The following is an 11,448-nucleotide window of genomic DNA, read 5'->3' on the forward strand; positions in this document are numbered from 1 at the left end:
TGGGCGGCCGTACGGCCGCCCACCGGGCTGTCCCCCCTGCCGTACGCCGCGGCCCTCGACCTCTTCGATGTCGCCCGCGGCATCGACGCACCGGTCCCGCTGCTGCTGCGCCCCGACGGGCCCGCGCTCGCCGGGCGCGCGGGCGACCCCGGCGTTCCGGCCCCGCTGTGGAGCCTCGCCGGACCGCCCGCCCGCCGCCGCGCGGGAGAGCGGGGAGCCGCGGGCGCCCTCAGCACGCTGCGGCGCAGGCTCGCCGGGCTCACCGACGCCGAACGCGACACCGTCCTCCTCGACCTGGTCCGCGCCGACGTGGCCACCGTCCTGCAGTACCCGACCCCCGAAGACGTCGACACCACCCGCGCCTTCCGCGACATCGGCCTCAACTCGCTGACCGCCTTCGCGCTGCGCAACCGGCTGCGGGAGACCACCGGCCTGCGGCTGCCCGCGGCCCTCCTGTTCGAGGTCGACACCCCCGGACGGCTGGCGGCCCACCTCAAGGAGGAACTGCTGCGCCCCTGACCCGGTGCCCGCGCTCCCGACGATCCCCCCCCACCACGCACACGGCCACGACACACGCAAGGAGAACGGTCACAGATGAAGACGGACGGCATCTACGTCGACACGGTCGGGGCGTACCTCCCCGACCAGTGGGTGAGCGTCGAACAGGCGGTCGAGGAGGGGCTCTACGACGAGTTCTCCGTCCAGTACGGCACCGGCCTCACCGCCGCCTACCTGGCGGGCGACCTGCCCGCTCTCGACATGGCCGTGCGCGCCGCCCGGGACGCTTTCCGCCGGTCCGGCACCGACGTCGACGATCTCGACTTCCACGTCCACTGCACGGCCGTCCAGCACGGCCCCGAGGGCTTCTACGCGCCCGGCTACATCCTGCGGGAACTGGGCGCGAGCGGAGTCCCCAGCACCGATGTGCGCCAGCACTCCAACGGCCTCCTCGCCGGCATGGAGGTCGCCGTCGGCCAGCTGTCCGGCGCCGCCCGCGCCGAGAAGGTGCTCGTGACGGCCGCGGAGAACTTCACCAGCCCGCTCATCAACCGCTGGACCGGCTTCGGCACCGGGTTCACCGCCAGCGACGGCGGCGCGGCGATGCTGCTCAGCTCCGACAGCGGGTTCGCCGCCCTGCGCGCCCTGAACTCGGGCACCATGCCGGAGCTGGAGCAGTGGCACCGCGGCGAGGAGTCCCTGCTGCCGTTCCGCGGCGAGCAGCACAAGGCGTCCGGCACGATGGACCTGCTGACCTACTTCAACCAGCACGTGATGCCGCTCGACAAGTGCATGGAGATGATGCGCGACTTCGAACTGGAGGTCCTGCAACGCTCCCTGGTGGACGCCGAGCTGAACGCGTCCGACCTGCGCTGGGTGATCGCCGCCAACAGCGACTCCCGCATGATCGACCAGATGAAGATGCAGCCGCTGGGCCTGCCGCTGTCCCGTTCCACCTGGGAGTTCGGCAAGGAGTACGGGCACATGGGCGCCTGCGACATGGCCGTCTCCCTCAACCACCTGCTCCTCAACGGCCTGGTGGAGCCCGGCGACCACGTCCTGATGACGACCTCGGCGTCCGGCTGGGTGTCCACCTCGGCCGTCCTCACCGTCCTCGACATCCCCGACTGGGCGCGGCAGGAGACAGCGGGCCGCCCCACCGGCTGAGGCCACGCACGAACAGGACCCGGCACCGCGTGAGGGGTGCCGGGTCCTGCTCGTGCGTGCCTGCCGTCGCGCGGCAGGCGGGTACCGCGAAGTAGCGGACGGGAGTCCTGGTCAGTCCACCGCGCCGGTGCTGTCCTCACGACGGGCGTAGACCATCGAGTAGCGGTACACCTCGGGCAGGTTGGCCGCACTCTCCTCGGTCACGGTGAAGCCCTGCTCCGCGAGGATCTCCCGCACCCCCGCGAGCCGCCCGTCGAGGTCCTGCACCTCCACCACGGCCTGGCGCACCCGCTGCCAGTCCGCCGGGTCCAGACCCCGCATGACCTCCAGCTCGGCGCCCTCCACATCGATCTTCAGCAGATCGATCGGACCCTCGGGAGCCCACCCGCGCAGCACATCGGAGAGCCGGTTGACCTCGGCCTCGACCTCGATCCCGGCCATGATGGCGTCCACCGCCTCCTGACCGATCTGCTCCACCGTCAGCTCCTGGCCGACCTTCTTCTGCTCCGGGTAGCGCGTGGAGTTCCCCGGCAGCGACGGATAGAAGGTGAACCGGACCTGCTCCTCGTACTGGCTGCCGAGCGCCGAGCGGACCACCTCCACGTCCTTCGCACCGTGGCTGTCGAGGTTCTCCGTCAGCGCCTGGTGGATGGCCGGGATCGGCTCGAACGCCAGGATGCGCGCGCCCGGGAACTCCTGCTTCATGAAGAGCGAGAACAGGCCCACATTCGCACCGGCGTCCACGATCCGCGAAGAGTCGGAGAGCTGGATGCCGTGCTTGAGGTAGGTGCGTTCGACGAATATCTCGTTGTAGATGAAGTCGACTTCGGAGAACAGCGCCCCCTCCGTCTGGGGTACGAAGACGGAGACGCCGTCAGCGACCTGGACTGACCTGATGTCGGTCATGAATGCTCCCTGAGCAGTGGATTTCTGTTCAGTGTGGCCCGGGCGGATCCAGCAATCTCCTAGACTTCACGCGTCCCGGTTACGAATCACCAGATAGCCGCCGACGACCGCCGCCGCCACCCAGGCCAGCATGACCAGGAGTCCGCCGCCCGGTCCGTACGGCACCTCGGGCTGCGCCACGACCCGGGCCATCGTCGTGCCCGCCTGGTCCGGCAGATAGTGCGCGACCTTCTTCGCGCCCGGCACCGTCACCAGGATCTGGGTCACGAGGAAGAAGAACGGCATCAGGATGCCCATCGACAGGATGGAACTGCGCAGCATGGTCGCCACGCCCATCGAGAAGACCGCCATCAGCGTCATGTACAGCGCGGCACCGAACAGGGCCCGCAGCACGTTGTCCGAGCCGATGGTGGTGCTGTGCGAGCCGAGCACGGCCTGCCCGGCGTAGAACGAGGCGAAGCTGGTGACGAGGCTGACGACCAGGGCGGCACCGGTCGCCACCGCCAGCTTGCTCGCGTAGAACAGGCCCCTGCGCGGCACCGCCGCCAGCGAGTTGCGGATCACGCCACTGCTGTACTCGCCACCGATGACCATCACACCGAACGCGATCATCGCCAACTGGCCGAGGATGCCGCCGGTGAAGCTGGTGCCGGCCGCGTCGAAGCTCAGCTTGTCCTGCTGGGACAGATCGTCGAAACCGGAATTGGACAGCGCGCTGATCAGCGTACCGAAGGCGACGGTGACGGCGAACGCGCAGAAAAGAGTCCAGCCCGTGGAGCGGACCGAGGTGAGTTTCGCCCACTCGGAGCGCAGCGTCGCGGTGGATGCGGACATGGGTCAGGACTCCGTTCGAGCGGGCTGCGGGGCGGCCAGGACCGGATCCCCGGCGGACGGGGCGAGCGGCCCTGTCCGGTACTCGGTGGTCTCTCCGGTCAGCGCGATGAACGCCTCCTCAAGAGAGGCGTGCTGCGTGCTCAGCTCGTGCAGCGGCACCTGGTGCTCGAACGCCAGCGCGCCGAGCCGTTCCACCGGCTCATCACGCACCTCGAACACCCCTTCGGGCGTCTCGGTGGCGGTGATGCCCTGGGAGGCGAGTGTGTCGCGCAGCTTCTCCGGCTCGGGAGTACGGATGCGCACCAGGGAACGGGAGTTGTTGTCGATGAACTCCTGCATGCTGGTGTCGGCGAGCAGCTTGCCGCGCCCGATGACGACGAGGTGGTCGGCGGTGAGCGCCATCTCACTCATGAGGTGGCTGGAGACGAAGACCGTACGGCCCTGCGCCGCCAGGTCCTTCATCAGCGTGCGGATCCAGTGGATGCCCTCAGGGTCGAGACCGTTGACCGGCTCGTCCAGCATCACGATGCGCGGGTCACCGAGGAGCGCGGCCGCGATCCCCAGCCGCTGGGCCATGCCCAGCGAGAAGCCGTTGGGCCGCTTCTTGGCCACGGCCGTCAGGCCGACCTCCTCCAGCGCCTCGTTGACCCGAGACAGGGGGATGTTGTTGCTCAGCGCAAGACAGCGGAGGTTGTCGTAGGCGCTGCGCCCACCGTGCATGGCGCGGGCGTCCAGCAACGCGCCCACATGACGCAGCGGTTCGGGGAGCGAGGCGTAGGGCTTGTCGTCGATGAGGACCGTGCCCGCGCTCGGTCGGTCCAGGCCGAGCATCATCCGCATCGTGGTGGACTTGCCCGCACCGTTGGGGCCGAGGAAGCCGGTCACGCACCCGGCCCGGACCGCGAAGGTGAGGTCGTCGACCACCACCTTCTCACCGTATCGCTTGGTCACTCCTGCTAGTTCGATCATTGGGTTCACGCTAGAGGAAACGGAGGGAGCGAGTCCGCGCCCGTCGGCAATGTCTAGGGGATCTCGCAGACCCCGGCACCGTCGGCCCCCGTGCCCGGCTCCGAGCCCGCCTCCGAGCACGGTCCCGAGCCCGCCTCCGAGCACGGTCCCCGCGCCCGCTTCCGCGCTCGGCTCCTGAGCGTCGTCACCGGCCGGGCAGCGGGGTGAGGCCGTACGACAGGGCCGAGCCGTCCGACGGCGCCGAGCCGTCCGACAGGGCGGTGTAGTACGGGAGGTACGTGTCGAGCAGCGCGTCCAGATAGTCCTCGTCCGCGACGTCCGCCCTGAACTCCGGCACCAGGGCGCGCAGCCGCGACACCGAAGCACGAGTGACGGCGGGGGAGCCCGGACGGCTCACATGCCGGGCCGTGACGCCCAGCCGCCGCTCGATGCCCGACACCACCGACTCCACCGGCTGCGGCACCCCGGACGCCACATTCAGGATCTCCCCGGTGACATCGTCCGCCAGCAGCCGGCCGACCGCCTGGAGCAGATCCGCCACATCCACCAGGTCCCGGTGCGCACCCTCGTGCACGGTCACCTCGCCCGCCAGGACGCTGCGCACCAGAGTCGGCAGCAGTTGGTGCGCGCGCTGGTGGCGGCCCACCACATGGCTCAGCCGCAGCACCAGGTGTCCGGCGCCCGAGGAGCCGATCGCACGCTCCAGGGCGAGCTTGTGCCGCCCGTACGCGTTCGGCGGGGACACCGGGTCGCTCTCGGCGGCCTCGCCCTCGGGGAAGCCGTACATGGCGAAGGACGCCGTGGAGAAGAACAGCAGCCGACGGCGGTCGCGGAGGCAGTCGTCGAGCACGTCGTGGACGAGCCGCGCCTCGCGCTCGTACGCGGCGGGGGTCGCCGTCGACGTGCTGGAGACGCCGGAGGCGATCGCCGTCCAGTCGGGGAAGCGGTCGCCGAACGCGGCCGTCAGGTTCGTGGCCAGAAAACCCTCACCGATGATCCGCACGCGGCTCACCCCCGTTCGCGGCCGCGCCGCCCAGGGCGTCGCCCGCGTCCGGACCCGCGATGCCGGGCACCGTACGCAGCGCGGCGACCAGAGTGCGCGCCTGCACATTCAAGTAGTGGCTGTACTTGAGGAGTTCACCGAGCTGACGCAGCGACACCCACTGGTAGTCACGCGGCACGTCGGTCGGCCCCTCGTCGTCCGCGGCCACGATCAGATACCGGATCTGCGCGTGCAGGAACCGGCCGCCCTCCTCCGACAGCACCGTGTCGAACAAAACCTGCTCCGGGCGGGCCTCCGACACCAGGTCCAGGAAGCGCGGACGCGAACCGGCGGGCAGATGCTCGTAGTTCTCCGGGGTGCACTGCACGGTCGGACCCAGCTCGACCACATCGAGGTAGCCGGCCTCGACCCGCGCGTGCACCAGGCAGTGCGGTACGCCGTCGATCCGCCGCACCACCATCGCGACCACCCCGGTGCCGTGCGGCTGGAGCAGCGGCTGCGACCAGGACGCCACCTCGCGCCGGTTCGACACCACGTCCACCGGAACGATGCTGAAGAACAGGCCCCGCTCGTGGGAGATGCGGTCCTCGGCGAGACGCCAGCCGTCGCCTTCCACCTTCGACAGCGGCATGAGCGCCGCGTCGACCTCACGCTCGCTCTGCTGCGCGGTGATCCAGCTGCGCACCGCGACATCCGGGAGCAGGTCCGCCCCCGGTCCGGACGGGTGGTGCCAGTCCGGCAGGCAGGACAGCACCGTACGGGCGTCCATGGAGACGAGGTTCTCGTACCGCAGCAGCATGTGCATCTGGCGGAGCGTCAGCCAGCAGAAGTCCTCCCCCGCCTCCACCTCCGGGCCCACCTCGACGATCATGTTGCGGTTGCGTTTGCAGTAGAACCAGGAGCCCTGCTCCGACTGGAGCACGTCCGCCAGCACCCGGTGCCCGCGCGCCCGCGGTCCCCGGAAACAGTCCAGATACGGCACCGCGGAACCACCGTGCACCCGCGTGTAGTTGCTCTTGGTGGCCTGCACGGTCGGCGAGAGCTGGACCCCGTTGACGTTGCCTGGCTCCGACTTGGCCTGCACCAGGCAGTGCAGCACCCCGCCCATCTCCCGGACCGCCATCCCCAGGACACCGATCTCCGGCTGCTGGATGATCGGCTGCCGCCACTCCTGAACCGGCCCGAAGTCGGTGCTCACCCGCAGTCCGCGCACGGCGAAGAACCGGCCGCTGTGGTGCTCCAGATCGCCGGAGTCCTGAGCGAAGTGCCAGCCGGACAGCTCGGCGAAGGTGGTCCTGCGCACCTCCTGGCTGTGTCGGCGGCGCCTGTCGTCCAGCCAGTCGAAGAACTCCACGTCGGACATCACCTCACCGCCCGTGGTCGTCGCGGAGAGGGCCAGCCGGGCGGCCAGATTCGCTTCGGCGGAAGAGTTCGGACCGGTCACGTTCAGCTGGGGCATCGCTGCGTCTCCGTCGGTTGGAGGGCGGTCCGCGGCGTCTGCCGCGGACCGTGAGGGCGGCTCGGCGGCCGGGCGCTGGACCGCCTCCGCGCATCCGCCCGCTCCGGCGGCAGCCGGCGGATCAGGGGCTTCACCGGGAACCCCGCCTGGGCAGGATCTCGCGGAGCAGTGGGTCGGGCATTCCCCGTGCCTCCCACTCCCTCGGGTAGCCGAGGGACACCTCCCGATGGGGCACACCGTCGTGCCAGGTGGTCCTGGGGATGTGGAGATGGCCGTAGACGACCGTGGCCGCGCGGTAGCGCACGTGCCAGTCGTGCGTGGCGGTGGTCCCGCACCACAGAGCGAACTCCGGATGGCGCAGTATCCGGGTGGGCTCACGCACCAGCGGAAAGTGGTTCACCAGGACCGTCGGCAGGTCGGGCGGGCAGGCGTCCAGCCGCCCCCGCGTGTAGTCCAGGCGGGCCCGGCACCAGGCGGGCCGGTCCGGGTACGGGTCGCTGTGCAGCAGGAACTCGTCGGTGGCCACCACCCCGGCCTGCTCGGCGCGCGCCAGCGCGTCGGCGCTCCCGAAGGCGCCGGGCGGCAGGAACGAGTAGTCGTACAGCAGGAACAACGGCGCGATCACCACCGGACCGTCGGGCCCCTCCCACAGCGGGAACGGGTCCTCAGGCGTCGACACCCCGAGCGAACGGCACAGCTCGACCAGCCGCCGGTAGCGTTCCTCGCCGCGCAGGGTCACCGGATCGTCGGGATGCGTCCACAGCTCGTGGTTGCCCGGCACCCACACCACGCGCGCGAACCGCTCGGCGAGCAGCCGCAGCGCCCGTTCGACGTCGGCCATCAGCTCGCCGACGTCCCCGGCCACGATCAGCCAGTCCGACGGGTCACGCGGACGCAGACCGTCGACGACGGCCCGGTTCTTCCCGTAGGCGACATGCAGATCGCTGACCGCGAAGAGTCTGCCGCCCGGCGTCACCTCCACCTCGACGGGCTCCGGCCGGTCGCGGGCCGGTGAATCAGGGTGCTTGGCATGGGGGCTCCTCGCTACGCGTCCGGCGCCTCGGCGTATGAGACCGGCGCTGAGCTTTATGCCACCCGGTGGCCCGGCGGCACAACGCGTCACCGGCCCACCGGGCCAAGGACGCGGGAAACGCCCAGACTTCCCCCCGTCCGGTCGTGCGTGGGGTCCGGTATGCCGGATCGTGGCGGCAGGGCCACCACAGAGTCCGGAGACGGCGGGAAGCGGCCGGAAGCGGCGGGAAAACGCCGGAAGCGGCGGGAATGCGGCTGGAAGCGGCGGGAATGCGGCCGGACGTTCCTGCCACCTTCCGAATGCCCGGTCCTTTCCGCGTGACCTACGATGTGCGACACCTACGATGTGCGACCTCGACCCGTGACCTCGGCCTCTGGCCAAGAACTGGAACCGTCGAGTCGAGATCCAGAACCGCCGACTCAAGACGTAGAACCCGCCGACAGAGGACGGACCAGCAGCGTGAGCGTTTCCCCCACCGACGACGGCCTGTGGTGCCGGCGGTTCCACCCCGCCCCCGACGCCGCCCACCGCCTGGTGTGCTTCCCCCACGCGGGCGGCTCGGCCAGCTACTACCTTCCCGTATCCGCCGCGCTCAGCCCGCGCGCCGACGTCGTAGCCCTCCAGTACCCGGGCCGCCAGGACCGGCGCGCCGAGCCGCTCCTCGACGACATCGGCACCCTCGCCGACCGCGTCCACGAGGCGCTGCGCGGCTGGGACGACCGCCCGCTGACCTTCTTCGGCCACAGCATGGGCGCGCTCGTCGCGTTCGAGGTGGCCCGCCGCTTCGAGCTGGAGGGCGGCGGCCCCACCCGACTCTTCGTGTCGGGCCGCCGCGCCCCCTCCCGGCACCGGGACGACAACGTCCATCTGCGCGACGACGACGGGATCATCGCCGAGGTCAAGTCGATGAGCGGCACCGACGACCGGCTGCTCGGCGACGAGGAACTCCTCCGCATGATCCTGCCCGCCCTGCGCGGCGACTACCGGGCGGTCGAGACCTACCGCTGTCCGCCCAACTCCACGGTGGCGTGCCCGGTCAGCGCGCTCGTCGGCGACAGCGACCCGAAGACGACGGTGGAGGAGGCCGGCGACTGGGAGCGGCACACCACCGGCGCCTTCGACCTGACGGTCCTGCCCGGTGGCCACTTCTACCTCAACGACCGCGCCGCGGACGTGCTGAAGCTCCTCGGTGACCACATCGCCTCCCAGAGCGCCCCGCAGAGCGCCTGACCCACCGCCGTCCCGGGACCCGACCGAGAAATCCGAGCGGGACGCCGGGGGCTCCTCCCTGAAGATGGGGAACCCCGGCGCCCCGGTTGGTTTCCTCGGTCGGCGTCGTGTTTGGCGCCGTACTCGGCGTCTGCTCGGCGCCGTACTCGGTCTCGTACGTGGTCTCGTACGTGGTCCCGGGTCCCGGGTCCCGGGCACGGACCGTGTGGGACAGGTCTCGACGAGCCTCAGCGCCGATGTCCGCCGATGCCCTCGTCGTCCGCCTCGTGCCAGGGCACGTGGTGTTCGGGGCCGTCCGCGATCCGTACGACCTCCCTGGCGCCCGGCACCCCTTGGCGGACCACGCTCCTGGGACCGCCGGGAGACCCGCCGCCAGGACCGGCCCCTGACACGTCCTCCATGTCCAGCTGGAACCGGTCGAGGTCATTCATGAGGCGCCGTACGTACGGCGAGTCGCCCTCGGCGATACGCAGCGACTCCAGGCTTCCGCGCAACTGCAGCAGGGCACCGCGCACATCAGCGAACTCGGCTCTCGTCATCGCTCTTCCCGCCTCCTCCGGACCGTGGAGGGGCCGCCGCCTCAAGCCGACCCGGCCCCCGGACATCTCACCGCCGTATCGAGGGCGGCCTTGCGCACATTCACCCGGCAACCACCGGCGAGCGCAACACCGCGAACCGTTCTCCGCGCCATGACTGGGAGTTTCCCGAAACGTCCGGCCGGGTGACACCCCTCACATCCCCGCCGACTCCCGAAAATCTAGGGGCCGCCCTAGTACCTGCGCCTCTAGCGTGAGGACCCCGGCGGTCCGCGACCCGCCGCCCCGCGCCCGACGGGCGGTAACGGGCCGTCCCGTGCGCTGTGCACCCACTGCCTGTCGCGTGCACGCCATACCCGAGTCTTCGGCCCGCACGGGCCGGTGCCGACCAGCTGGTGGAGTGGAATGAGCGAGTCAGAACGCATGCGCCACGGGCTCGACAGCACGCCCCAGCGCCCCATCGCAGTCATCGGGCTCGCCTGCCGCCTGCCGGGCGCCGCGAACCCCGACGAGCTGTGGGACCTGCTGAGCGCCGGGCACAGCGCCGTTCGCCCCACCCCCGCCGACCGGCTCACCCTCTCCGGCGCCACGGACGCGCCCCGCGCCGAGGGCGACGCGCCCCGCTGGGGCGGATTCCTCGACGCCGTCGACCACTTCGACGCCTCCTTCTTCGGCATCTCGCCCCGCGAGGCCGACGCCATGGACCCCCAGCAGCGACTCGTGCTCGAACTGGCCTGGGAAGCCCTGGAGGACTCGCATATAGTTCCCCGGCGCCTCGACTCCACCAGCACCGGTGTCTTCCTCGGCGTCGCCCACGACGACTACGCCACCCTGCTGCACGGACTCGGTCCCGAAAGCGTCACCCACCAGTCGTTCACCGGCACGCACCGCGCGCTCGTCGCCAACCGGCTCTCCTACCTCCTCGGACTGCGCGGTCCCAGCGTCACCCTCGACTCGGCGCAGTCCTCCTCGCTCGTCGCCCTGCACCTCGCGTGCGAGAGCCTCCGCTCCGGCGACAGCGACCTGGCCGTCGCGGGCGGCGTCAACCTGCACCTCGCCGCCGAGGGCGGCCTGTACCCGCACCGCTTCGGCGCGCTTTCCCCCGACGGACGCTGCTACACCTTCGACGCCCGCGCCAACGGCTACGTCCGTGGCGAGGGTGGCGGCCTCGTCGTGCTCAAGCTCCTCGACCGCGCCCTCGCCGACGGCGATCCCGTACGCGCCGTCATCCGTGGCAGCGCCGTCAACAACGACGGCGGCGGCGACACTCTGACCGCACCCGATCGGCGGGCCCAGGAGGACGTCATCCGGCGGGCCCTCCTCCACGCCGGAACATCGGCGCACGACGTCCAGTACGTCGAACTCCACGGCACCGGAACCCCCGTCGGCGACCCCGTCGAGGCGGCGGCCCTGGGCACGGTCCTGGGCGCCGGCCGCCCGGCCGACGCCCCGTTGCACGTCGGATCGGTCAAGACCAACGTCGGCCACCTGGAAGGCGCTTCCGGCATCACCGGTCTGCTCAAGACCGTCCTCGCTCTCCAGCACCGCGCCCTTCCGCCCAGCCTCAACTACGAGACCCCCAACCCCGCCATCCCCCTCGACACCCTCCGCCTGCACGTTCAGAACACACCCGGCCCCTGGCCCCGGCCCGACGCACCCCTCGTCGCGGGAGTGAGTTCCTTCGGCATGGGCGGCACGAACGCGCATGTGGTGGTGGAGGAGGCGCCTGTGGTGGCGCCTGTGGTGGTGCTGGAGGAGGCTTCGGAGGAGGTTTCCGGGTCTGTTGATGGTCGGGGTGTGGTGTTCGAGGCTG

The 11,448-nt window shown here is 70.9% G+C and carries 11 protein-coding genes; 4 read left to right on the plus strand and 7 right to left on the minus strand.

Features of this window, described 5'->3' with window-relative positions:
- Together DVH02_RS33270 and DVH02_RS33275 are read left to right on the plus strand one after the other, a co-directional pair.
- A partial coding sequence (locus DVH02_RS33270; protein WP_147286194.1) for an acyl carrier protein occupies positions 1 to 519 on the plus strand: 519 nt, incomplete at its 5' end.
- A gap of 75 nt (positions 520 to 594) precedes the next feature.
- The gene (locus DVH02_RS33275) at positions 595 to 1,665 is read left to right on the plus strand and encodes a ketoacyl-ACP synthase III family protein (RefSeq protein ID WP_114627568.1); all 1,071 of its coding nucleotides are present in this window, start codon (positions 595 to 597) and stop codon (positions 1,663 to 1,665) included.
- 111 nt (positions 1,666 to 1,776) lie between these two features.
- Here the strand turns inward: DVH02_RS33275 and DVH02_RS33280 are convergent, their stop codons facing one another.
- The 6 genes from DVH02_RS33280 to DVH02_RS33305 form a co-directional block, all read right to left on the minus strand.
- Positions 1,777 to 2,571 carry an FkbM family methyltransferase gene (locus DVH02_RS33280; protein ID WP_114627569.1) on the minus strand — a complete coding sequence of 265 codons (795 nt, stop codon included), beginning with the start codon at positions 2,569 to 2,571 and terminating at the stop codon, positions 1,777 to 1,779.
- A gap of 66 nt (positions 2,572 to 2,637) precedes the next feature.
- Positions 2,638 to 3,405: an ABC transporter permease gene (locus DVH02_RS33285; RefSeq protein ID WP_114627570.1), complete on the minus strand. Its 768-nt coding sequence runs from the start codon at positions 3,403 to 3,405 to the stop codon at positions 2,638 to 2,640.
- A 3-nt stretch (positions 3,406 to 3,408) separates the two neighbouring features.
- The gene (locus tag DVH02_RS33290; RefSeq protein ID WP_114627571.1) at positions 3,409 to 4,374 is read right to left on the minus strand and encodes an ABC transporter ATP-binding protein; all 966 of its coding nucleotides are present in this window, start codon (positions 4,372 to 4,374) and stop codon (positions 3,409 to 3,411) included.
- Between the two features lie 184 nt (positions 4,375 to 4,558).
- Entirely contained in the window at positions 4,559 to 5,377 is an 819-nt protein-coding gene (locus DVH02_RS33295) for an NAD-dependent epimerase/dehydratase family protein (protein ID WP_158575985.1), read from the minus strand.
- On the minus strand, positions 5,361 to 6,836 hold the full coding sequence (locus DVH02_RS33300; protein WP_114627573.1) for an NDP-hexose 2,3-dehydratase family protein: 1,476 nt from the start codon (positions 6,834 to 6,836) through the stop codon (positions 5,361 to 5,363). Before DVH02_RS33300 ends, DVH02_RS33295 begins: the two co-directional genes overlap by 17 nt.
- Before the next feature lie 130 nt (positions 6,837 to 6,966).
- Entirely contained in the window at positions 6,967 to 7,818 is an 852-nt protein-coding gene (locus tag DVH02_RS33305; protein WP_114627574.1) for a metallophosphoesterase family protein, read from the minus strand.
- Between the two features lie 510 nt (positions 7,819 to 8,328).
- Here DVH02_RS33305 and DVH02_RS33310 point away from each other — a divergent pair.
- Entirely contained in the window at positions 8,329 to 9,099 is a 771-nt protein-coding gene (locus DVH02_RS33310; protein WP_233518613.1) for a thioesterase II family protein, read from the plus strand.
- A gap of 227 nt (positions 9,100 to 9,326) precedes the next feature.
- On the opposite strand, the gene DVH02_RS33315 is transcribed toward DVH02_RS33310, so the two are convergent.
- Positions 9,327 to 9,638, minus strand: a complete 312-nt coding sequence (locus tag DVH02_RS33315; RefSeq protein ID WP_114627576.1) for a hypothetical protein — start codon at positions 9,636 to 9,638, stop codon at positions 9,327 to 9,329.
- Positions 9,639 to 10,040: 402 nt separating this feature from the next.
- Between DVH02_RS33315 and DVH02_RS33320 the strand changes: the two genes are divergently transcribed.
- Positions 10,041 to 11,448 (plus strand): beta-ketoacyl [acyl carrier protein] synthase domain-containing protein (locus DVH02_RS33320; protein ID WP_147286195.1); only part of this gene is annotated, 1,408 nt, incomplete at its 3' end.

This window comes from Streptomyces corynorhini (assembly GCF_003346515.1).
Taxonomy (GTDB): domain Bacteria; phylum Actinomycetota; class Actinomycetes; order Streptomycetales; family Streptomycetaceae; genus Streptomyces; species Streptomyces corynorhini.

Bases quoted from the DNA above. Each gene is read 5' to 3' on its own strand.
- DVH02_RS33275 (WP_114627568.1), top strand. From the start codon at position 595: ATGAAGACGGACGGCATCTACGTCGACACGGTCGGGGCGTACCTCCCC.
- DVH02_RS33280 (WP_114627569.1), bottom strand. From the start codon at position 2,571: ATGACCGACATCAGGTCAGTCCAGGTCGCTGACGGCGTCTCCGTCTTC.
- DVH02_RS33290 (WP_114627571.1), bottom strand. From the start codon at position 4,374: ATGATCGAACTAGCAGGAGTGACCAAGCGATACGGTGAGAAGGTGGTG.
- DVH02_RS33285 (WP_114627570.1), bottom strand. From the start codon at position 3,405: ATGTCCGCATCCACCGCGACGCTGCGCTCCGAGTGGGCGAAACTCACC.
- DVH02_RS33300 (WP_114627573.1), bottom strand. From the start codon at position 6,836: ATGCCCCAGCTGAACGTGACCGGTCCGAACTCTTCCGCCGAAGCGAAT.
- DVH02_RS33315 (WP_114627576.1), bottom strand. From the start codon at position 9,638: ATGACGAGAGCCGAGTTCGCTGATGTGCGCGGTGCCCTGCTGCAGTTG.